Raw genomic sequence first — 22,304 nt, forward strand, 5'->3', positions numbered from 1 at the left:
GCACTGAACCAGTTTCTGCAGCGCTATGCCTTGGTGAACCAGAAAGCCAGTAGCGCGCAGACGTGCGTTTGCTGTCAAGGGGAGGTGGTGGTTGGCTTCTACAGTCTCGCCGTTGGCAGCGTTGATCCGCATACTGCCCCTGCACGCGTGATGAAGGGGCTTGCACGCCATCCGGTTCCGGTCATGATCTGGCACGGCTGGCGGTGGACAAGGAGCATCAGCGCAAAGCATTGGGCCAGGCCTTGCTGAAGGATGCGCTGCTGCGTGCGGCCCAGGCCGCCGATATTGCGGGAATTCGTTGCCTGTTGGTGCATGCGAAGGATGATGCGGCGCGGCGCTGGTACGCGTCGTGGGAATTCGAGCCCAGCCCGACGGATCCCTATCACCTGTTCCTGATGCTCAAGGATCTGAAGGAACTATTGGGCTGACAGAGGGGGCGGTCAAGCCTTTCTTGTTGCACACAGCGCTTGGCGTACCGGTGCATGGCCGGCCATGGCCTTCAAGTATGCTTCGGGCATGCGCGAGGTGGAGTGTTCCAGCACGGGGTACATGCGGAAGGTCATCGAGCCCTGGGGTGCCATGCCGGTGCGGAAGAACTGCACGAGGTGTTCCTTGGTCCAGCCACGCTCGCTCATGGCGTCGGGCGTGAGGGCCGGGACGTAGGAGCCTTCGATCACCTGCCTTCGAGGTAGCGGCCCTTGTCCCAATAGCCGCGCCCGCGGCGAGAAAAGGCCTGGGCCTACAAACGCCAAGTCCCAATGCCGACGGGAAGGTTTTGCTCAGACCGGGACAATGGATGATCCATTCCCTGTTTCCCAAAGGAGAAACGACCATGAAGAAGCTCACCATCCTCGCCGCCGTGCTGGCGGCAGTCGGGTATGTCTTCCGCGACGAATGCAGGGCGATGTGCCCGTCCCTGTGCTGCAAGAAGGACAAGACCAAGACCTCCCCAGATACCGATGTGGCGATACCGCCCGACGGCAACGCGCCGGTCTGAAATGCGTAATCAGTGACAGGGTTGCTTTTGAAGCCGACCCTGTCGGTACCGGCTGCAGGCTATGATGCGTGTTCGATTTTTCACGCATCGCTCTGACAGCCCCCCATGGATCCACGCAAACCGATTGATACCCAGGCCGCCGGCCTGATGCTGCTGCTCTGCTCGATCTGGGCCTTGCAGCAGGTGCTGCTCAAGGCGGCAGCGGTGGATATCACGCCGATGATGCAGGTGGCGCTGCGCTCGGGCATGTCGGCAGTGCTGGTCTGGCTGCTGATGCGCTGGCGCGGCGAACGGCTGGATCTTGGCGGACGTGACCTGAAGCCCGGCCTGCTGGTCGGGCTGTTGTTTGCGGTGGAGTTTCTGTTCGTGGCGGAGGGGATCCGGCACACCACGGCTTCCCATGCGGCGGTGTTTCTCTACACCGCGCCCATTTTCGTGGCCCTGGCCCTGCATTGGCGTTTGCCGTCGGAGCGGCTCAATCGGGTGCAGTGGGTGGGCATCCTGCTGGCATTCGCCGGAGTGGCGCTGGCGTTTCTCTGGCGCGGTGCCAACGCGGCGGGAAATGGCGCGAGCCTGCTGGGCGACTTTCTGGTGGTGCTGGGCGCCATGGGCTGGGCGGGCACGACCGTGGCGGTGCGCCTGACCAGTCTGGCCAATGCACCGGCTACACGCACGCTGCAGTACCAGCTGGTGGGCGCCTTCGTCGTGCTGTTGCCGGCCAGCCTGCTGATGGGGCTGGGCACCATTCACCATACGCCGCTGGCCTGGGGCAGTGTGCTGTTCCAGGGGATTCTGGTGTCGTTTGCCAGCTACCTGGTGTGGTTCTGGCTGCTGCGCAAGTACCTGGCTTCGCGCCTCGGGGTGTTCTCGTTCATGACGCCGCTGTTTGGCGTCGCGCTGGGCGTATGGCTGCTGAATGACCCGCTCGAGCCGGGCTTTGTGCTCGGCGCTGTGCTGGTGCTGCTGGGCATCCTGCTGGTCAACGGGCAGGCCTGGCTGCCGCGCGCCTTCACCAGGGGCTGAGCCACGCACTGGCTGCAAGCGCACTCACAACTGTATCGATTCCTGCAGCATCTGTCGGTAATCCTGCGCGCTGGCTTCGCGCGGATTGGTCTTGTGGCAATGGTCGGCCAGAGCGTGGGTGATGATGGCATCGAACTGGCTTGGCGCCACGCCCAGTGCCGCCAGTCCGGCCGGCAGCTGGAGTGTATGCACCATGGCGGCAAGCGCCGGCGCGACGGCATCGCCGTTGGCCAGGCCCATCGCCTGGGCCAGCCGATCCAGGCGATTTTCGTTGCGCACGGACTCCGCCGTGCTGTTGAAGCGCACCACTGCCGGCAGGAAGATCGCGTTGAGCGTGCCATGATGCAGTCCCGGATTGATACCGCCTAGACTGTGACTGAGCGAATGCACGCAGCCCAGCCCCTTCTGGAATGCCAGCGCGCCGTGGATCGAGGCCGTCATCATGTTCAGGCGCGCATCCTGATCCAGCCCGTCGCTGGTAGCGCGCACGATGTGTGACCAGCCCCGACGCAAGCCTTCCAGCGCAATGCCGTCGGCCGCAGGATTGAAGGCGGGCGCGAGAAATGTCTCGATGCAGTGGGCAATCGCATCCATGCCGGTCGCCGCCGTCAGTGCTGGCGGCAGGCCGAGCGTGAGGGCGGGATCGCAAATGGCCGAACGCGGCACCAGATGCCAGGAATGAAAGCCCAGCTTGCGCCCGTCCTGCACGATCAGGATGGCGCCGCGCGCCACTTCGCTGCCGGTGCCGCTGGTGGTGGGGATGGCAATGAGCGGCAGCACCGCGTCGGTAATGCGGGGCGAGCCGCCTTCGATGGTGGCGTAGTGCGTGAGCGGGCCGGTGTGCGTGGCCGCAATGGCAATGCCCTTGGCACAGTCGATGGCCGAGCCGCCGCCGACGGCGATCAGGCTGTCGCAGCCCTGGGTGCGTGCCATCTCGGTGCCGGCGAGCACCGAGGCCTCGGTGGGGTTGGAGCTGACCTGGTCGAACACGGCAAATGGCTGCTCTCGCAGAACGGCTTCCACCTTGTCGAGCAGGCCCGCGGCGCGCACGCCGGGATCGGTCACGATCAGTGGCTTGTGCATGCCGATGCGGGCGATTTCGGCGGGGAGCTCGGATAGGGCGCCATGCGCCAGGTGGATGTGGGTGATGTACTGGATCAGGGCCATGGGGGGCAGCAAAAAACGGATAAGCGCTCGGGAAAGCCACTGTAAGCCGCTTCCGCCCTGATCCTCCTCCGCAACTTCCCTATGTGGCAATCTACGTTACATCGGGATATTTTCCGACACACCCGCTTGCCGGACGGGCATACACTGCGCTGCAAATCCCTTCAGCCACCTCGCCATGTGGAAAAAACGCAAAGTGTTCTGGGCCGTCATTGTCACCATTGTCCTGACCCTGCTTGCCGGGGTGCTGGCACTGAACTTTGCCACGCCCGAAAAGAAACTGGAGCGCAAGCTGGCACATCGCTATGTGCTGTCTGATCCCCAGTTCCGGCGCGAAATGGGCGTGTTGCTGGGCCCCGCCATCGTGCCCGGCAACCAGGTGCGTGATCTGCAGAACGGTGCCGAAATCTTCCCCGCCATGCTGGCGGCGATCGGCGCTGCCCGGCACACCATCAATTTCGAAACCTATATCTACTGGTCCGGCGATATCGGCCGCAAGATGGCGGAACTGCTGGCCGAACGCGCCAGGGCCGGCGTGCGCGTGAACGTGCTGCTGGACTGGGTCGGCAGCCTGAAAATGGAACAGGATCTGCTCGACCTGATGCAGCAGGCGGGCGTCAAGGTGCACCGCTACCGCCCGCTGCACTGGTACAACCTCGCACGCATGAACAACCGCACGCACCGCAAGCTGCTGATTGTGGACGGGCAGGTAGCCTTCACGGGTGGCGTCGGCATTGCCGACCAGTGGGAAGGGCAGGCGCAGGATCCGGAGCACTGGCGCGATATGCACTTCGAGTTGCGCGGGCCGGCAGTCACGCAATTCCAGGCGGCCTTCAATGACAACTGGATCAAGGCCACTGGCGAGGTGCTGAACGGCGAGGCCTATTTTCCGGCGACGGCGGTGGCGGGCGAGATGGATGCCCACATGTTCATCAGCTCGCCCTCCGGCGGCAGCGAGAGCATGCACCTGATGTATTTGATGGCGATTGCAGCAGCCGATCGCAGTATCGACCTGGAGGCTGCGTACTTTGTTCCCGATGAGCTCATCATCAAATCATTGCAGGAGGCGCGCAAGCGCGGGGTACGCGTGCGCGTGCTGGTGCCGGGCGAGCATATCGATTCGGACACGGTGCGGCTGGCGTCCAAGGCGTCGTGGGGGCCACTGCTGGAGCAGGGCGTGGAAATCCACGAATACCTGCCGACGATGATGCACAACAAGCTGCTGATCGTGGACCGGGAACTGGTGTCGGTGGGATCGACCAACTTCGACTCGCGCTCTTTCCGCCTGAACGATGAAGCTAGCCTGAATGTGTACGACAAAGGATTTGCGGCGAAGATGACGGGCGTGTTCGAGGAGGACCTGAAGCACTCGCGCCCCTACACCCACCAGGACTGGTTGAACCGGCCGCTGAAGGAAAAGCTGATTGAACGCTTCGTGTTGCCGATCAAGTCGCAGCTGTAAGGCCTGGTAGAGGGCTGTTGCTCATGCGCGCAGCCACACTGCACGTACCGCACGCAGGGGTGGCGCCGGTGCACGGTGCCGATGACGGAGAGCAGCGTGGTCTTGCGGGCTACCGAAGGACCGATAAACGCGATACCAAGACCGCGTTGCGCATTATAGAAGCTGGCTCGGGTTCGTGCACCTGTTACGGCGGCCGGCCGACGCCGTCCGGATGCTTGCGCATGCCCGCGCAAGCGACAAGGATCGCGTCAGATTCCGGCGCCCGCCTCGACAAACTCCGTGATGCGTGTCGGCCGCAGCCACACCGGCGTGCCGGCGTCGAAGGCCATGCGGCGCGCCAGCTGTTCATGCTCGCTGCGCGTGAGTTGCACGTCGATCAGCTGGGCGCTGTCGCTGCGTTCGAACTCCATATAGGTGTAGGGACCGACCACCTGCGTCTGTTTCCAGACCGCGGCAATGCCATCCTGTGGGGCGAGGGAACCGGGCTGAGCCGGCAGCACCTCGATCTGGTGCGGGCGCACGTAGGTGGGCGTGGCGCTGCCCTGCGGGTGCAGCGGGTTCACATCACCGAGGAACTCCATCACGAACGGCGTGGCCGGGTGCTCGTACACCTCGTTCGGCGTGCCGACTTGCTCGATGCGGCCGGCGTTCATTACCACCACGCGGTCGGCCACTTCTAGCGCCTCTTCCTGGTCGTGCGTGACGAAGATGCTGGTCACCCCCATGTCGTGGTGGATCTGGCGCAGCCAGCGGCGCAGTTCCTTGCGCACCTTGGCATCGAGTGCGCCGAAGGGTTCGTCCAGCAGCAGCACCTTGGGCTGGGTGGCGAGGGCCCGCGCCAGGGCCACGCGCTGGCGCTGGCCACCGGAGAGCTGGTGCGGATAGCGCTTGGCCAGCGGGGCCAACTGCACTTTCTCCAGCAGATGGGCCACGCGCTCGGCGATCTCCTTTTTCGAAGGGCGCTGCGAAGCAGGCAGCACCGTCAGGCCGAAGGCAACGTTGTCCGCCACCGTCATGTGGGCGAACAGCGCATAGTGCTGGAACACGAAGCCGATGTTGCGGCTGCGCACGTCGGCCCAGGTCACGTCGCGCTCATCGAAATGCACGCTGCCGCTGTCGGGCAGTTCCAGCCCGGCCAGCACGCGCAGCAGCGAGGTCTTGCCGGAGCCGGAGGGGCCGAGCAGGGCAAGCAGTTCGCCGCTGGCAATCTGCAGGTTGACCTTGTCGCACACCACGGTGCGGCCGAAGGACTTGTTCAGGTTCTGGATGCGGATCTGCATGGAGAGCTTTCGTCAGGATCAGGCGTGGCTGCGGCGTTCGACCAGGTATTTCAGTACCAGCGTGACCAGGGCCAGCAGGGCCAGTAGCGAGGACACGGCAAAGGCGGCGGCGAACTGGTATTCGTTGTAGACCACCTCGATGTGCAGCGGCATGGTGTTGGTCTGGCCGCGGATATGGCCGGACACGATGGACACGGCGCCGAATTCGCCCATGGCGCGGGCGTTGCTCAGGATCAGGCCGTAGAGCAGTGCCCACTTGATGTTGGGCAGCGTCACGCGGCGGAAAATCTGCCAGCCGCTGGCGCCGAGGATGCGCGCCGCTTCTTCCTGCGCGCTGCCCTGGGCCTGCATCAGCGGAATCAGCTCGCGCGCCACGAAGGGAAAGGTGACGAAGACGGTGGCCAGCACGATGCCCGGCACAGCGAAGATCACCTGCAGGCCATGCGCCTCCAGCCAGCCACCCAGCGCCGCATTGACGCCGAACACCAGCACCAGTGCCAGGCCGGCAATCACCGGCGAGACGGAAAACGGCAGGTCGATCAGCGTGAGCAGCAGGCTTTTGCCGCGGAAATCGAACTTGGTCACGGCCCAGGCCACGGCGATGCCGAAAAGGGCATTGAGTGGCAGCGCGATGGCGGCGGCGAGCAGCGTGAGCTTGATGGCCGAGAGCGCATCGGGCTCGGTAATGGCAGCCCAGTACACCTGCAGGCCCTGGCGGAAGGCCTCGACAAAAATGCTGAGCAGCGGCACCAGCAGGAACAGTGCCATGAACAGCAGCGCGGTGCCGATCAGCGTGCGGCGCAGCCAGGGCGACTCGGTAGTGGGAGAGGCAGCGTAGGAGGACATGGTATTTCCCAGGGCTCAGGCGGGCAGGCGGCGGCGCTGCCAGGCTTGCAGCAGGTTCAGGATCAGCAGCAGCACGAAGGCGGTCACCAGCATGACCACGGCAATTGCGGCGGCGCCAGCGGTGTCCTGCTGCTCGACCTTGCCGATAATCAGCAGGGAGGTGATCTCGGTCTGGAACGGGATGTTGCCGGCGATGAAAATGACCGAGCCGTACTCGCCCAGTGCACGGGCAAAGGCTAGGGCAAAGCCGGTGAGCAGGGCAGGCAGCAGCGTGGGCAGCAGCACGTGGCGGAAGGTCTGCCAGCGGCTGGCGCCGAGCAGGGCGGCGGCTTCTTCCTGTTCGCGCGGCAGGTCCTGCAGCACCGGCTGCACCGTGCGCACCACGAAGGGCAGACCGATGAAAGTGAGTGCCACCCACACGCCCAGCGGGGTGTAGCTCACCTTGAAGGGCAGCAGGCTGCCGATCCAGCCGTTGGGGGCGTACAGCGTGGTCAGCGCAATGCCGGCCACGGCGGTGGGCAGGGCGAACGGCAGGTCGACCATGGCATCGAGCAGGCGGCGGCCGGGAAACTCATAGCGCACCAGCACCCAGGCCACCAGCAGGCCGGCGGCGGCATTGGCCAGCGCCGCCAGGAACGACGCGCCGAAGGTCAGCTTGTAAGAGGCCACCACCTGCGCGTCGGTGGCAACACTCCAGAACGCTTCCCAGCCCAGCTGCGCACTGCTGAAGAACACCGCCGCCAGCGGAATCAGCACGATCAGGCCCAGGTACAACACGGCAATGCCCAGCGACAGGTTGAAGCCGGGCAGCACGCTGTGGCTGCGCAGCAGCGGGTTGCGCCAGGGGCGCGATGTCCGTCGTCCGGTTGGGGTTGTATTGGCCACGGCAGGGGAGGAAAGCGTCAGGCTGGAATTCATGGAAGGTGGAGGGCGCGGTGTTGCAAAGAAGAAGGGCGTGTCAGGTGGGGTCACCGTGTGGATTGGCTGTCCCGAAGGTCACGCCGTGCGGCACGCGGTGCCGCTGTCGGGTTTACTTCTTGCGCTGCGCCATCGCCTTGTCATAAGTGCCGCCATCGCTGAAGTGCACCTGCAGCGCCTTGCTCCAGCCGCCGAACAACTCGTCCACGGTGAAGGTTTGCTGTTGCGGGAAGTCCTTGGCATGTCTGGCCAGCACTTCGGCGTTGCGCGGACGCAGGTGGTGCTTCGCAGCAATCTCCTGCGCTTCGGGCGACCACAGCCAGTTCAGGTAGGCGGTGGCCGCTTCACGCGAACCTTTCTTGTCGACCACGGTGTTGACGATGGCAACCGGGTTCTCGGCCAGCACCGTCCATTTGGGGTAGACCACCTGGAAGTTGTCACCGAACTCGCGCTGGATCAGCGGCACTTCGCTTTCGAAAGTGACCAGCGCATCGCCGATATTGCGTTGCGCAAAGGTGGTGGTGGCGGCGCGGCCACCGCCGTCCAGCACCGGCACCTGCGCGAACACCTTGCCGGTCAACTCGGCGGCCTGCGCTTCGTTCTGGCCGGACTTGAGCGCTGCGCCCCAGATCGCCACCCAGGTATAGCGGCCATTGCCGGTCACCTTGGGGTTGGGGATGATGGGCTGCACGCCCGGCTTGCCCAGGTCGGCCCAGTCGGCGATCTGCTTGGGGTTGCCCTTGCGTACCAGAATCACGGACAGCGAGGTATTGGGTACGGCGTTGTCGGGGAATTTTTTCGCCCAGTCCTTGTCCACCAGGCCTTTGCCGGCCAGGAAGTCGATATCGCTGGCTTGGTTCATGGTGACCACATCGGCCTGCAGGCCCTCGGCCACGCTACGCACCTGCTTGCTGCTGCCGCCGTGCGATTGCTGAATCTCCAGCTTGCCGCCGTTCTTGTTGGCAATGGGCAGGTAAGCGGCGTTGATGTCCTTGTAGAACTCGCGCGACACGTCGTAGCTGACGTTCAGCAGCTTGTTCGGGTTGCTGGTGTCGGCACTGCCGGAAGCGGCTGCCGCAGCAGCGCTGGCGCCGGTGGCGGGGGTGCCCTTGCCGCAGCCGGCCAGCGTGCCTGCGGTCAGCAGGACGAGGGAACTTGCCAGGAAGGTGATCACCGGACGGCGTTGAAAAGTGGTGTGCATGATAAGGGAGTCCTTGAAAGCAGCAGGCGGGTAGCAAAGTCGGCCTCGGTGCATGCCGAGGGAATGTCAGCATGGTAGGGACTTGCTACATACTTGGAAACGAATATGTTGTTGTTTGTTTATTTGCAAAATGGAATAAAGATCATTTCCGTGCCTTGCCGAAAATCTGGTCGTACACGCCACCGTCGGCAAAGTGTGTCTTTTGTGCCTGGCCCCAGCCACCGAACAGCTCATTGATGGTGAACAGTTGCACCTTGGAGAACTGGTGTGCATAGCTGCGGGCGACGCTGCTATCGGCTGGGCGGTAGTAGTGCTTGCCGATCAGATGCTGCGCTGCCGGGGTGTACAGAAACTGCAGATAGGCTTGGGCCACCTGGCGTGTGCCGTGGGCGTCCACGTTGCGATCGACCACGGCAACCGGCGGTTCGGCCAGGATGCTGACGGAGGGCGTCACGATGTCGTACTGCCCCTTGCCAAGTTCCTTCTGGGCCAGATAAGCCTCGTTTTCCCAGGACAGCAGCACGTCGCCGATGCCGCGCTGGGTAAACGTGATGAGCGAACCCCGCGCACCGGTATCGAGCACCGGCACCTGTTTGTACAGCTGGCTGACGAAGGCACGCGCCTGTTCCTGCGAGCCGGTTTTCCTGAGGGCATAGCCCCACGCGGCCAGATAGTTCCAGCGGGCGCCGCCGGAGGTCTTGGGATTGGGCGTAATGACCGAAATGCCGGGCTTGACCAGGTCACCCCAGTCGCGGATGCCTTTCGGATTGCCCTTGCGCACCAGGAACACGATGGTGCTGCGGTAGGGCGTGCTGTTCTGCGGCAGCCGCTTTTGCCAGTTGGCTGGCAACAGGCCGGCCTGGGCAATCTGGTCGATGTCGCCTGCCAGCGCCAGTGTGACGACGTCGGCCTTCAGGCCATGGATGACCGACAACGCCTGTTTGCCCGAGCCGCCATGGGATTGGCGGACCTGGACGCCGGCTCCGGTGGTTTTTCGGTAACTGTCGGCGAAGGCTCGGTTAATGTCCTGATACAACTCGCGCGTGGGGTCATAGCTGACATTGAGCAACTGCACGGTGGCGGGCTGTGCCTGTGCAGGAAATGCTGCAACGCCAAGGGCGATTGTTGTCAGGGAGGCGAGCCAGCGGCGGCGTGCGGTGCGGGAAGCGGAGAAATCCATGACCATGTCCTTTCGGTTTCAATAAAACTGAAAGTCATGATATTTGGATTTTAAATAAATGAAACGAATAAATTGTAGGTAGGATATCGCTTCGGGTTCTTAGGTGCTCCGGCTATTTGCTAAGGACTGCCGCGTTTATGCAGTGGCACGCTCCAGCGTGAGCACCACCGGCGTATGGTCGCTGGGGCGCTCGTTCTTGCGTGGCAGGCGGTCGATGGTGCAGGCCGTCACCATGGGCTTGACCGCATCGCTGACCAGGATGTGGTCGATGCGCAGGCCGTTGTTGCGGCGGAAGGCAAAGCCGCGGTAGTCCCACCAGCTGTAGCTTTTCTCGGGTTGCGGGAACAGGCGGTGGCTGTCGGTCAGGCCCAGGCCGATCAGCTCCTGCAGGTGGCTGCGCTCCTCGGTGGTGCAGTGGATGGTCTCGTGCAGCGCCACCGGGTCGTACACATCCAGATCGTCGAAGGTGATGTTGAAGTCCCCCAGCAGCACCAGTTGCGGCGTCTTGACCAGCTCGGCGCGCAGCCACTCGCGCAGTGCCGTGAGCCAGCGCATCTTGTAGGCAAACTTGTCGGTGCCGGGCGCCTGGCCATTGGGGAAATAGCCGTTCACCACACGCAAGGGCTGGCCATTGGGTGCCATGTAGGTCGCACTCAGCACGCGCGCCATCTCGCAATCCATGCCGGGAATATTGCGCACCACGTCGGTGCCGGATTGCGTGCGTGAGAGCAGGGCTACGCCGTTGTAGGTTTTCTGGCCGAAGAAATGCACCTGAAAGCCCGCCTCGTTCAGCGCCTGCAGCGGAAACTTGTCGTCGGTGAGCTTGGTTTCCTGCAACGCCAGCACCTCCACATCGGGGTTGGCGGCGAGCCAGTCCAGCACCTGCGGCAGGCGGACGGAGAGGGAGTTGACGTTCCAGGTGGCGATTTGCATGGTGAGGGGATCCTGTGCCCTTGGGGTGGCGAACACGGCGCATTGACGCTGAAGCAGGGGATTCTAGGAGCAATACGGTTTCACCGTGTGGTGGAGGTGTGTGGGGTCGACGATTGGGGTGGAGTGCAGGTCAGCTTCTCCCATCCCTGTAGTGATCCGAGTGCACAACCATGGTGAAGAAGAAACGTCAGCCCACCCGCACGTAGGTCACAAACGCAAACGGCAGCCCCTGGCTGCTCACATGCGCCTCCCGCTCCACCGGCTGGAACTGTTCGCCCAGAATCGGCGCATAGGCATCGCCCTCGAAATCCGCATCGATTTCGGTCACCACCACCTGGTCGGCAAGCGGCAGGGCCTGCGCATACACATTGGCGCCGCCCATCACCCAGATCGTGTCCACCGCGCCGCATTGCACGATGGCATCACCCAGGCTGTGCGCCACGATGGCGCCGGGGGCCGTCCAGTCGCGCTGGCGCGTGATCACCACATTGGTGCGACCGGGCAGGGGGCGAAACTTCTGCGGCAGGCTGTCCCAGGTCTTGCGGCCCATGATGACGGGCGCGCCCAGCGTGGTTCGCTTGAAGTGCGCCAGATCTTCCGGCAGATGCCAGGGCATCTGGCCCTGATGGCCGATCACGCCATTGCGGGCGCGTGCGTAGATGAGGTGCAGGGCGGGTTTCATGCCGGCATTGTAGGCAGGTTACGTGCGTAACCTGACTATTGGAGCGTGACACATTATGTGTATAGTAGGCCGGTTTGCAAGGCAGGGGCTGAGGGGCGCAACAGGTGGCGCCGGCCAACCTGCCGGCCATGCAGGATCTGAACAATGAAGACGTTTGCTCGATGGGGCCGCGCCGCACTGGTGGCGGTCCTGGGTTTTGCCAGTCTGGGTGCTTCGGCCCAGTGGATGACCTTTCCCAAGGCCGAGGACGCCGTTGCCTACCGCAAGGGCGCTTTCGAGGTGATGGAACACCATTTCAGCCGCCTGAGTGCCATGGCGCTCAAGCGTATCCCTTACGATCAGGCCCAGGCCGTGGAAGACGCCAATGTGGTGATGGTGATGTCGCGCCTGCCGTTCCATGCCTTCGTGCCGGGCAGCGGTGCGCCGCTGGTCAACACGCGCGCCAACGAGTTTGTCTGGACGGCCACGCCGCGCTTCCAGGCCAGCGCCCAGCAGCTGCGCGAAAAGGTGGACAAGCTGCCCGCCGCGGCACGCGCCGGTGATCTGGACGTGCTGAAGAAACTGGTGGTGGATGCAGGCAGCACCTGCCGCAAGTGCCACGACCAGTTCCGCAATCGCTGATCAGGCGCCCCGTCGCGGCAGCAACACTGCCGCAATCGCCAGCATCACGCAGCCCACGGCGGCAAAGTCCTGCCAGTGCGGCCATTCGCCCACGATGACAGTGGCGCTCATGATGCCGATCAGCGGAATCGCCATCACGCTCATCGCGCTGGTGCTGGGCGGCAGCGCGCGCGCCAGGCTGAACCACAGCACCTGCGCCGCGCCGTAGTTGATCAGCACGCCATAAGCCAGGCTGAGCCAGACCGGGGTGCTGAAAGCGTAGCTCTGCGGCGGCTCCAGCAGGGCTGCGAGCACGCCCATGCTGGCCGCGCCGAAGGCCATCATCCACACGATCAGCGCCTCGGTCGGCAAGGTGGTGGGCAGGCGGCGTGTCCAGATGGTGCCGAGTGCCCAGCAGATGGCCGCGCCCTGCATCCACAGGATGCCCACGGGCCGGCCCGCCAGATTGCTCAGCTCGTTGGCCAGCAGCAGCCCGATGGCAGCCAGTACCGCGACCACCGCAACGATCAGCCGCCGGTTGAGTTGCTCGCGGTAGAACAGCACGCCCAGCAGCACCGTCCACACCGGCATGGTGAAGCCGAGAATGGCGGCGCGGCCGGATGACAGCTGCTGCAGCCCGTAGATCGACAGGCCATGCCAGCCCAGCATGTTGGGCAGCGCAAGGATCAGAATGGCACGCCATTCGCTCCAGCCCTGCGGCATCAACCGCACCCCGCGCGTACGGAAGTACAGCATCAATCCGAGCATGCCCAGGCTCATGGTGAGGGCTCGGAAATGCAGCGGCTGCAGCTCGCGCAAGGAGAGCTTCATCATCGGCCAGTTGATGCCCCACATCAGGGTGAGCACCAGCAGCGCAAGGAGTTGCTTGCGGGTCAGGGTTTGCATTGAAAATACGCTTTACACCATGATTGGCGCTTGATCGGGAATTTTTTCAACTACTGTAGGCTTTATAAAGTTAAATGAGCCATGATTCTCCCGAGGCCAACGCCCTCCGGCAGGGCGTTTCGCCTGAGCCGGCTGCAATCAGCTGGCTACGCTTCCAATCACACCGCCACCGGCGCCTTGATCGGCGCATGGTGCTGGTAGTCCACCACTTCAAAGTCCTCGAATGCGTAGCTGAAGATATCCGCCGGCTTGCGCTTGATTACCAGTTGCGGGTAGGGGAAGGGCTCGCGCGAGAGCTGCAGGTCCACCTGTTCGCTGTGGTTGCTGTAGATATGGCAGTCCCCACCCGTCCAGATGAACTCGCCCACCTCCAGCCCGCACTGCTGCGCCACCATGTGCGTGAGCAGCGCGTAGCTGGCGATGTTGAACGGAACGCCGAGGAAGATGTCCGCGCTGCGCTGGTAGAGCTGGCAGCTCAGCTTGCCGTTGGCCACATAGAACTGGAAGAAGGCATGACAGGGCATCAGCGCCATCTTGTCCAGCTCGGCCACGTTCCAGGCGCTCACGATCATGCGGCGCGAGTCGGGATTGCTTCTGAGCGTCTCCATCACCTGCGCGATCTGGTCGATATGACTGCCATCAGGCTTCGGCCAGCTGCGCCACTGCACGCCGTACACCGGCCCGAGGTCACCGGTTTCCGGGTCGGCCCATTCGTCCCAGATGGTCACGCCGTGCTGCTGCAGCCAGCGCGCATTGCCGTCGCCGCGCAGGAACCAGAGCAGTTCGTAGATGATGCTCTTGAGGTGCACCTTCTTGGTCGTCACCAGCGGAAAGCCCTGCTGCAGATCGAAGCGCATCTGGTAGCCGAACACGCTGGTGGTGCCGGTGCCCGTGCGGTCGGCCTTGGCCACGCCGGTGTCGCGCACGTGGCGCAGAAAGGTTTCGTACTGGTTGGAGGGGGTGGGATTCTGCATGGGGTGATTGTACGGAGCGACGCTGAAGCGAGGACCAGTAAGGATATCGAAGAATCTTCTCCTGGAACGATCCTTGCATCTGCTGGCAAGACAGAGGAGTCGTGCCGCGGTGCGTGGCGGGTGAGCGTGCCTGCCAGGCAAATCTGACAGTGGGACTTGGGCCGCGGAATCGCTGCGGCGGTGCTTTTGCTTAGAGCACCCGTCCCGGATTCATGATCCCCTGTGGGTCCAGCGCTTGTTTGATGGCCCGCATCAGCTGGAGTGCCACGGCGGACTTGTATCTGGGCAGCGTATCGCGCTTGAGCTGGCCGATGCCATGTTCGGCGCTGATGCTGCCGCCAAAGCGGTGCACGGCATCGAATACGATACGGTTGATATCCGGCTCCTGTTCGGCCAGAAAGCGCGAAGGATCGACGCCTTCGGGCGCCTGCACGTTGTAGTGCAGATTGCCGTCGCCCAGATGGCCGAAGTTCACGATGCGCACCGCGGGCACATGGGCGGCCAGCGCGGCATCGGTTTCCTGCACGAACTGCGGGATGGCCGAAATCGGCACGGAGATGTCCTGCTTGATGTTCAGCCCTTCCTCGGCCTGCGCCAGCGAAATGCTCTCGCGGATGTGCCACAGGGTGTGCGCTTGCGTCAGGTTCTCGGCGACGATGGCGTCGGTTACGCAGCCCTGTTCCATGGCCGCCTCCAGCAGCGTTTCGAAGCGCTCGCGGGCATGCGCTTCGCCCTCGAAATCGGCATTCTCCAGCAGCACGCACCACGGCGTGTCACGGAACAGCGGCACGCGCAGCTGCGGATAGTGCTTGTCCACCAGTGACAGCGCAAACTGGCCCATTATCTCGAAGCCGGTCAGTCCCGCATGCAGGTGCTGGCGTGCCAGCCCGAGCAGGTCGACCGCAGCCTGCACCGAAGGCACGGCAGCCCAGGCGGTGAGCTGCACGCGCGGCTGCGGGTAGAGCTTCATGGTCGCGGCGGTGATGACGCCCAGCGTGCCCTCGCTGCCGATGAACAGGTCGCGCAGGTCGTAGCCGGTATTGTCTTTGCGCAGGCCCTGCAGGCTGCTCCAGATCTCGCCCTGCGGCGTGACCACTTCCAACCCCAGACACAGCTCGCGGCTGTTGCCGTAGCGCAGCACCTGCGTGCCACCGGCGTTGGCGCCCAGGTTGCCGCCCAGCGTGCAGCTGCCCTCGCTGGCCATGCTCAGCGGAAACAGCCAGCCCGCGTCGGCCGCGGCCTGCTGCACGTTCTGCAGAATGCAGCCTGCTTCGGCGTTGATGGTCTGGTTGGCCACGTCGATGGCACGGATGGTCTGCATGCGCTGCAGGCTGAGCACGATATTGCGCCCATGATCGCGTGGCACGGAGCCGACGACCAGGCCGGTATTGCCGCCCTGCGGCACGATGGCGATCTGCTCCGCTGCACACAGCTTGACCACCTCGGCCACTTCCTGCGTGCTGCCGGGCTTGACCACGCACAGCGCCAGCCCCTCGTGGCGCTTGCGCCAGTCGCGGCAGTAGGGGGCGGCATCGCTGCCGGTCAGGACGTGGGAGGCACCGACGATGCGGGCAAAGGAATCCGGAAGTGCGTCTTGCATGGCGCAATGATACGGCTCTCGAACGCGCCAGGCGGGCAGATAATGCATGCAGGCCATGGTGGCGACGTCAAGGATCTGGAATGAACGGAAGCGGGCAGCGATCGGCAATGCCCTTGCAGGGTGAGGGAGGCGCAGCGCGCCGCCTGTTGCTGCGCCCCCTGCTCGACGACCTGTTCGCCGGGCTGACCGTGGCCGGCGTACTGTTACCCGAGGCGGTGGCCTATGCGGCAATCGCCAACGTGCCTCCGGCCCATGCCCTGCTCGGGGCGCTGGTGGGGCTGTGCCTCTATCCCTGGTTCGGCAGCAGCCGCTTTGCCATCGTGTCGCCTACCTCGTCGGCTGCTGCGGTATTTGCCTCTGCCGTGGCGCTGGGTGGGGTGCCGATGGGGCTGGCGCTGGTGATGCTGACCGGCGTGCTGTTTCTGCTGGCCTGGGCGCTGCGGGCTGAATTCCTTGGCGCGTTCGTTTCGCGGCCGGTGCTGCGCGGCTTTGCCTGGGCGCTGGCACTCACCATCATCCTGCGGCAGGTGCCGCATCTGGCAGGCATGCCTGTATCCGCACCGGGCTTTTTCTCGTTGCTGGAGCAGCTGTGGCACTACCGCGCGCTGGTGCATGGGCCCAGCCTGGTGTGGGGCTTGGTGGCGCTGCTGTGCTGGGGGCTCTTCAAGCGCCTGCACCGCTGGCTGCTGGTGCCGCCTTCGCTGCTGATTCTGGTGGCCGGCATCGTGGCGTCGCAGTTGCTGGCACCGGCGCAGGACGGTGTTGCACTGGTCGGCGCCATCGAATGGAACTGGGCCGGCTGGCACTGGCCCTGGCCCTGGCCCAGGCTGGCTGATGCCTACTGGCTGCGCGCTGCAGAAATCGCGCCGGCGCTGCTGGTGATCCTGTTTGCCGAGTCCTGGGGTTCGGTGCGCACGCTGGCGCTGCAGCATGGCGACCGGGTGGCGCCGCGGCGGGAGCTGCTGGGGCTGGGTCTGGCGAACCTGGCCAGCGGAGCGCTGCAGGGGTTGCCCGTGGGGGCAGGGTTTTCAGCTTCGTCGGCGAACGAGGCTGCAGGCGGTCGCAGCAAGCTGACGGGACTGGCTGCTGCGCTTGCGCTGGCGCTGCTGCTCTGGCAGGGCCGCGACTGGCTGGCGCTGCTGCCCGTGCCGGTGCTGGCGGCCGTGGTGATCGGCATTCTGGCGCACAGCCTGTGGCCGCGCACGGTGTTGCATAGCCTGCGCTTGCGCAGCGACACCTGGCTGGCCTGGGTGGCGGCCGCGGCGGTGCTGGTGTTCGGCGTGCTGTTCGGGCTGCTGCTGGCGGTGGCGCTCTCCGTGCTGCTGGTGCTGCGACGCTTTGCGCGCCCGCTGTGGAGCGAGCTGGGACAGCTGCCGGGAACGCGGGACTATCTCGACCGCAAGGCGCACCCCGAAACCTTGCGCATGCCGGGCATCACCGTGCTGCGGCCCGAAGAGCCCGTGTTCTTCGCCAATGCCGAGCGTATCTTCGCCGGCATGCGCGAGCACGCCTTGGCCAGCGGGACGCAGGTTCTGGTGCTGAGCATGGAGTTGTGCGACACGCTGGATTCCAGCAGCGTGGAGGCGCTGGCCGAACTGGCCCAGGATCTGGGGCACCACGGTTGCACGCTGATGCTGGCGCGCGTCAAGGACCGGTCGCGCGAGTCGCTGCAGCGGGCCGGGCTGCTTGACGGCAGTGCGGGGCAACTGGTGCCGGTTTTCTGGAGCGTGGATGATGCGGTGCAGGCGGCGCAGCAGCGGCTGAACTGCCTTGCCGGCGATCTGGTCTAGTGCAACGACGGGCGCCTGTCTCAGGCCTGCGCCGAGCCTGCGGGTGCGTCAGGCGTTGCAGCGGAGGGTGCGGTCGCCGCTGCCATCTGGTGGTCGACGTTTGCGTCCGCCTGTGCCAGAGTCTTTGCAAAGAATTGCCGCGCCGCCTGAAAGCGCAGCTTGATGTGCATCACGCAGGCCACGAACAGCGCCACGCACAGCACGGCTTCCAGCAGGGCGTAGTAGCTGCTCGGCGCACGGTCGCTCCAGGCGCGCACGGCACCTTCGCAGAAATACAGCCACACCATCAGGCTGAGCCAGCGGTAGGTGTACATGCGGTTCTTGAGCAGGCCGGCCAGCGGCAGGCACAGCGGCAATGCCTTCAGCGCCAGCCAGGAGCCGCCCGGACGCACCGGCGCCAGCCACAGTTCCCACGCCACCAGCAGCAGCACCAGCGCCAGCAGCAGCCCCACGGCCGCAACACGCGTACGGCGGATGGCAGGAGTGGGCGGGATCGGCTGCAGGCTGAGGTCGTTGAATTCGTTCATGGAAAAGGATCTGGCAGAAAGCCGCCAGCGGCAGGAGACGGCTGCCAAGGCTACCACGAATGCGCTGCCATTGCCGCACAAAGATGGCATGATGGCGGCCATGCAGAAACTGCTTAGACGCTTGCTCGACTTTCATGCGCGGCTGCCCATGCTGTTGCTGGACTTTCCGTGGCGCGAAACCCTGGCCATGCTGCGCCAGCGTTTCCGCGAGGACCATCTCTCGCTCACCGCCAGCAGCCTGACCTTCACCACGCTCACGGCCATCGTGCCCTTTTTCGCGGTGGTGCTGTCCATCTTCACGGCCTTTCCGATGTTCGGCAAGCTGCAGCGCGCGCTGGAACAGTGGATGGTGCAGAACCTGATCCCCTCGGCCATCGCCAATCCGGTGGTGGAAAGCGTGACCGTGTTCGCCACCCACGCCAAGCAGCTCGGTACGGCGGGCACCGTATTCTTCGTGCTGACGGCGCTGATGCTGATGTCCAGCATCAACGAGCATCTCAATGCCATCTGGCGCGTGCGCAAGCAGCGTCCGATCGGGCAGCGCCTGCTCATTTACTGGGCTGCCGTCACCATCGGACCGGTGGTGCTGGGGGCCAGCGTGGCCACTACCTCCTATGTGCTGTCGCTGTCCAAGGGCTGGATCACGGGCACGCCGGTCGGCACGCCGGGCGGCGTCCAGTTCCTGATCAACACCGTCGAGTTTGCCTTGATGGCGGGGGGCATGGCGGCGCTTTACCACTTCGTTCCCAATACGCGCGTGCGCTGGACGCATGCGCTGGCCGGTGGCGTGTTTGCGGCGGCGGGCATTGCGCTGGCGCAGCGCCTGCTGGCGGCCTATCTGGCACGTGTGCCTTCCTACTCGGTGGTGTATGGCACTTTTGCCACCTTGCCGATCCTGCTGCTGTGGGTTTATCTGGCATGGATCATCATCCTGCTGGGGGCCGTCATCGCCGCCTATCTGCCCGCCTTGCTGCACGGACTGCGCCGCCGCGGGCAGGGCATGGGCTGGCAGATGCAACTGGCGATCGAGTTGTTGCGCAAGCTGCACCATGCCCAGCAGATGCCGGCTCGCGGCGTGCCGCTGGAACTGCTGTCGCAGCAATTGCGCGTGGAGGCCCCCCAGCTGGAGCCGGTGCTGGAAGAACTGGCGGAGTTGCGCTGGGTCGGGCGTCTGGACGAGGCCGATTCGCCCTGGGTGCTGCTGGTGCCCGCGGAAAAAACCCGCCTGGAACCGCTGATCGCCCGCTGGCTGCTGCCGCAGACGCCGCAGTTGCAGCCGCTGTGGCACCACACGCTGGCGGACATGACGCTGCTGGACGCGCTCAAGCGCGAGAATGTGGCGTCCAAGACGGCAGTTTAGGCGGCGCAACATTCAACGCTGGCTGTCTGACGGCTTGGATGCCGCATACTCCGTCACGCTTGGACTGACGCGCATGGCAAGCTGGCATCAATCCTGCGGGATTGGCTGCATGTTTTCGTCTGCCAGGCCGACCAGCAAGGCTCGCCCATCGGCACGCAGGCGGAATTCTCCGTAGGCGGCTTGGGCCCAGCGCTCGCCGGTGCCTTCCTTGAAATACCACGCATCCGTGACCAGAACGGTGCGGCCACTCTTGCGGCTGAGCGGCATGCGTCGCTCGTCGGACGCCAGAGGCGGGCGACGATCGTCCAGTTCCAGCCGTCGTGCGGTGGCCAGGCCGTTCGCGGCACGCTGGAACACCACATGGCGGGCCTGCTCCAGGCTTTCGTCCATGCCGCCGGTGGGGGTGGCCGGGCCCAGGTCAAACGCCAGTGCCATATAGTCACCCTGCAGCAGGGAGCGTGGATCGACGGGTGCCAGTTTCACCAGCAAGCGCTCCCCATCGCGGATCAATGCCTCATTGTTCAGCACTCCGGGCAGCAGAATGGCGGCCATTGCGGCAGGAACCAGCAGCACCAGATGGCGACGCAGCCGATCAGGAGCCGCTGCCGGTGCAGGGCTTTCGGGGATGGACAGCATGGAGGCTGACAGCAGCGGTGCCTGGCGGGCCTGGGTGTGTCGCAGCCAGACTGCGAGCGCGCCTGTGACCAAGGCCAGCCCGATCAGCGAAATTGCCTTGTGCACCAGCAGATAGTCGGTCTGGTAGTAGATGGCCCCGATGACCCACGCGACGGCCGCTGCCGCCGCCAGCGCCAGCCGCCAGCGCTGCGTGACGGCAGCCGTGGCCAGGAAACACAGCGGAATGCCCAGCGACGGCAGAAACCACGATGCCACCACCAGCAGCACGGCCAGAAGGCCCAGCGCAGGCTGGTGCAGCAGCGGCCAGCGCTGGGCCCCAATGGCATAGGCTGCCGCCGCGAACAGGCCGGAACTGAGAGGCAGCCACCATTGCCAGAACTGCAGGCCGGCCGCTTCGGTCCACACATTGTTGCCCCATGCAGTGGGGGTCATGCCCCCGCCGCCCAGCATGCCGGTCATCATGAAGGTCATGCCGGCGCTGGCAGCCTGTTGCACCAGCACCGTCAGCATCCACCCGGCCCAGAAGGCCTCACGCCGGGCAGCGAAACGCACCAGCGGCAAGCCCAGCCAGCGTGCGGGGGAGCGCAGCATGGCAAGCGGCCAGAGCAGGGCGATCAGGGCGGGCAGCCAGGCCAGCGTCCAGGTCTGGTCCAGCATCCATAAATCGGTTTGCGCGTAAAGCAGACTCGCGATGACGGCGGGCATCATCCAGCACAAGGCGGCGCCAAGCAGCAACTGCAGCCACGGCTCGCGCAGAAAAACCACCAGTCCCATCAGCACGGCGAACAACAGCCACAGGGCTTCCCGCTCACCCCAGAGCGAGCCCGCTCCGATGACCAGGAAGGCCAGCCCCGTAATCAGCACTGCATACGCCATTTGTTCCAGGAACAGCGGGAGCTTCGGCTGACGCAGCAGCAGCACCGTTCCCGTCGTGAACAACGCTCCCAGCGTCAGCGCGGCGGAGCTGGTATTCCATGCAAACAGACCGAGCGCGATCACAAAAGGCACCACGGCAAGCCAAGCGCCGAGTGCCGTGAGCAGGACCACCGACCAGGGACGCTCGCCGGAATCCGGAACCAGGGCTGCAAGGGCATGTGCCCGCGAGCTCCACCAGCCATGCGCCACGCCCGTATCCAGCGCCGCAGTCAACGCGATGTCGTTCTCTTGCGGGGCATGCTTCTCGCGTTCGTCGTCAACCGGACGTGTACCTGTCACTGCACGGTAGCGTCGCATGATCCAGGCCACGGCACCCGCCAATCCCAGCATCGCGAAGATGCCGAGCAGCATGATGAGAAAAGGGTCGGCATAGCCGGCCAGGCGCAGCAGGCGTTCCGTGAGGAATACGAAAAGCAGTACCAGGACCCCGAGGCTGGCGGCACTCAGGATCAGTACGTCGAAATGGCGGCGCGTGCCATACCAGGCAACCATGGCACCGAACAGCAGCAATCCCGGCAACAGTGCGACGGCATGGCCCATGAGTGTCAGGAACTGCGCCACCGACAGCGAGCCGATCAGCAGGACCGTCCACAGCATGGCCACACGATGCGACAGTGCACTGCTGCCCGTGATGCGGCGCCAAGCAGGATACAGCGCGACGCTGACCAGCAGGCTTGCCGCAAACGCCGCGAGCATGGACAGCAATTGCGGCGCCTCGTAGTTGCTGGCCCACCGGTCCATCTGGGCCCAGGCCCACAGGCTGATGGCCGTGTTGGCAATCAGGCTCCAGGGCATCCACAGGGCGCGGTGACGCAGGCCCAGGCACAAGGGCAGCGTCAGGCCGGCCCACAGGGCGAACAGCTGCCAGGGATCGGCGCCGGTTTGATAGGTTTGCCCGAAATACGCCAGCAGCCCGCCTACCGATGCTCCTGCCAGGACGCCCAGGGCAAGGCTGGCGGCCCGGAAACGCGCCAGCGCCCAGCTGCCAACGCTGCTGGCCAGCAACAGTGCACCCAGCAGGGCAAAATGCACCGGCCGCTCCCACAGTCCCCAGTTGGCTGCAATCCACAGGATCACGCCGAAGCCGGCCATGACAGCGGCGAGCAGCGTCAACGCCGGCACCGCCAACCGGTTGGCCGCGGCGGGCTGCGCGTCCATGCCCGCGGCGTTGTGAAGGGCTTGTCCTTGCGCGGGATTCAGCCCGAAATGCCGGGCCAGGTCGAACAGGTGTTGTCGCAGCGTCATGGGAGGACGGCCATGGAATGTGAAACGCGGCGTGCCGAAGCACG

At 64.8% G+C, this 22,304-nt stretch carries 21 protein-coding genes; 7 read left to right on the top strand and 14 right to left on the bottom strand.

Features of this window, described 5'->3' with window-relative positions; genetic code table 11:
- Positions 1-203: 203 nt before the first annotated feature.
- A complete protein-coding gene (locus ACX36O_RS03405) occupies positions 204-428 on the top strand; it encodes an N-acetyltransferase (RefSeq protein ID WP_488360058.1) in 225 nt (74 codons plus the stop codon).
- Between the two features lie 12 nt (positions 429-440).
- On the opposite strand, the gene ACX36O_RS03410 is transcribed toward ACX36O_RS03405, so the two are convergent.
- On the bottom strand, positions 441-677 hold the full coding sequence (locus ACX36O_RS03410) for a hypothetical protein (RefSeq protein ID WP_488360059.1): 237 nt from the start codon (positions 675-677) through the stop codon (positions 441-443).
- Positions 678-832: 155 nt separating this feature from the next.
- Between ACX36O_RS03410 and ACX36O_RS03415 the strand changes: the two genes are divergently transcribed.
- Both ACX36O_RS03415 and ACX36O_RS03420 read left to right on the top strand, forming a co-directional pair.
- Positions 833-997, top strand: coding sequence for a hypothetical protein (locus tag ACX36O_RS03415; RefSeq protein WP_488360060.1), 165 nt, complete (start codon positions 833-835; stop codon positions 995-997).
- Between the two features lie 105 nt (positions 998-1,102).
- Entirely contained in the window at positions 1,103-2,020 is a 918-nt protein-coding gene (locus ACX36O_RS03420; protein ID WP_213359423.1) for a DMT family transporter, read from the top strand.
- Positions 2,021-2,044: 24 nt separating this feature from the next.
- Here the strand turns inward: ACX36O_RS03420 and ACX36O_RS03425 are convergent, their stop codons facing one another.
- A complete protein-coding gene (locus tag ACX36O_RS03425; protein WP_488360061.1) occupies positions 2,045-3,187 on the bottom strand; it encodes an iron-containing alcohol dehydrogenase in 1,143 nt (380 codons plus the stop codon).
- 175 nt (positions 3,188-3,362) lie between these two features.
- On the opposite strand from ACX36O_RS03425, the gene ACX36O_RS03430 reads away from it, so the two are divergent.
- Positions 3,363-4,646 carry a phospholipase D-like domain-containing protein gene (locus tag ACX36O_RS03430; protein WP_488360062.1) on the top strand — a complete coding sequence of 428 codons (1,284 nt, stop codon included), beginning with the start codon at positions 3,363-3,365 and terminating at the stop codon, positions 4,644-4,646.
- A 248-nt stretch (positions 4,647-4,894) separates the two neighbouring features.
- Here the strand turns inward: ACX36O_RS03430 and ACX36O_RS03435 are convergent, their stop codons facing one another.
- From ACX36O_RS03435 to ACX36O_RS03465, 7 genes are all read right to left on the bottom strand, one after another.
- Positions 4,895-5,926, bottom strand: coding sequence for a sulfate/molybdate ABC transporter ATP-binding protein (locus ACX36O_RS03435; protein ID WP_213359437.1), 1,032 nt, complete (start codon positions 5,924-5,926; stop codon positions 4,895-4,897).
- A gap of 18 nt (positions 5,927-5,944) precedes the next feature.
- Complete coding sequence (cysW, locus tag ACX36O_RS03440; RefSeq protein WP_488360063.1) at positions 5,945-6,772, bottom strand: sulfate ABC transporter permease subunit CysW; 828 nt, start codon at positions 6,770-6,772, stop codon at positions 5,945-5,947.
- A 15-nt stretch (positions 6,773-6,787) separates the two neighbouring features.
- Positions 6,788-7,690, bottom strand: coding sequence for a sulfate ABC transporter permease subunit CysT (gene cysT, locus ACX36O_RS03445; protein ID WP_213359443.1), 903 nt, complete (start codon positions 7,688-7,690; stop codon positions 6,788-6,790).
- 112 nt (positions 7,691-7,802) lie between these two features.
- Entirely contained in the window at positions 7,803-8,891 is a 1,089-nt protein-coding gene (locus ACX36O_RS03450; protein WP_488360064.1) for a sulfate ABC transporter substrate-binding protein, read from the bottom strand.
- A gap of 142 nt (positions 8,892-9,033) precedes the next feature.
- Positions 9,034-10,071, bottom strand: a complete 1,038-nt coding sequence (locus tag ACX36O_RS03455; RefSeq protein WP_371687226.1) for a sulfate ABC transporter substrate-binding protein — start codon at positions 10,069-10,071, stop codon at positions 9,034-9,036.
- Positions 10,072-10,206: 135 nt separating this feature from the next.
- A complete protein-coding gene (xth, locus tag ACX36O_RS03460) occupies positions 10,207-11,004 on the bottom strand; it encodes an exodeoxyribonuclease III (RefSeq protein ID WP_371687225.1) in 798 nt (265 codons plus the stop codon).
- Positions 11,005-11,191: 187 nt separating this feature from the next.
- Complete coding sequence (locus ACX36O_RS03465) at positions 11,192-11,686, bottom strand: dihydrofolate reductase (RefSeq protein WP_213359452.1); 495 nt, start codon at positions 11,684-11,686, stop codon at positions 11,192-11,194.
- Between the two features lie 144 nt (positions 11,687-11,830).
- On the opposite strand from ACX36O_RS03465, the gene ACX36O_RS03470 reads away from it, so the two are divergent.
- Entirely contained in the window at positions 11,831-12,307 is a 477-nt protein-coding gene (locus ACX36O_RS03470; protein ID WP_488360065.1) for a c-type cytochrome, read from the top strand.
- Here ACX36O_RS03470 and ACX36O_RS03475 read toward each other — a convergent pair whose 3' ends face one another.
- From ACX36O_RS03475 to ACX36O_RS03485, 3 genes are all read right to left on the bottom strand, one after another.
- Positions 12,308-13,192: a DMT family transporter gene (locus ACX36O_RS03475; RefSeq protein WP_213359462.1), complete on the bottom strand. Its 885-nt coding sequence runs from the start codon at positions 13,190-13,192 to the stop codon at positions 12,308-12,310. It abuts the gene before it with no gap.
- Positions 13,193-13,350: 158 nt separating this feature from the next.
- Complete coding sequence (locus tag ACX36O_RS03480) at positions 13,351-14,166, bottom strand: thymidylate synthase (RefSeq protein ID WP_213359471.1); 816 nt, start codon at positions 14,164-14,166, stop codon at positions 13,351-13,353.
- 190 nt (positions 14,167-14,356) lie between these two features.
- Positions 14,357-15,766: an FAD-binding oxidoreductase gene (locus ACX36O_RS03485; RefSeq protein ID WP_213359473.1), complete on the bottom strand. Its 1,410-nt coding sequence runs from the start codon at positions 15,764-15,766 to the stop codon at positions 14,357-14,359.
- 107 nt (positions 15,767-15,873) lie between these two features.
- Between ACX36O_RS03485 and ACX36O_RS03490 the strand changes: the two genes are divergently transcribed.
- The gene (locus tag ACX36O_RS03490) at positions 15,874-17,556 is read left to right on the top strand and encodes a SulP family inorganic anion transporter (RefSeq protein WP_213359484.1); all 1,683 of its coding nucleotides are present in this window, start codon (positions 15,874-15,876) and stop codon (positions 17,554-17,556) included.
- 20 nt (positions 17,557-17,576) lie between these two features.
- On the opposite strand, the gene ACX36O_RS03495 is transcribed toward ACX36O_RS03490, so the two are convergent.
- On the bottom strand, positions 17,577-18,083 hold the full coding sequence (locus ACX36O_RS03495) for a DUF2069 domain-containing protein (RefSeq protein ID WP_213359487.1): 507 nt from the start codon (positions 18,081-18,083) through the stop codon (positions 17,577-17,579).
- On the opposite strand from ACX36O_RS03495, the gene ACX36O_RS03500 reads away from it, so the two are divergent.
- A complete protein-coding gene (locus tag ACX36O_RS03500; protein WP_250130963.1) occupies positions 18,082-19,443 on the top strand; it encodes a YihY family inner membrane protein in 1,362 nt (453 codons plus the stop codon). The genes ACX36O_RS03495 and ACX36O_RS03500 overlap by 2 nt on opposite strands.
- 87 nt (positions 19,444-19,530) lie before the next feature.
- Here the strand turns inward: ACX36O_RS03500 and ACX36O_RS03505 are convergent, their stop codons facing one another.
- Positions 19,531-22,260 (bottom strand): GDYXXLXY domain-containing protein, encoded by a 2,730-nt coding sequence (locus ACX36O_RS03505; protein ID WP_371687219.1) that lies wholly within the window; start codon positions 22,258-22,260, stop codon positions 19,531-19,533.
- Positions 22,261-22,304 lie beyond the last annotated feature (44 nt).

It is taken from the genome of Brachymonas sp. KE5, from assembly GCF_057773645.1.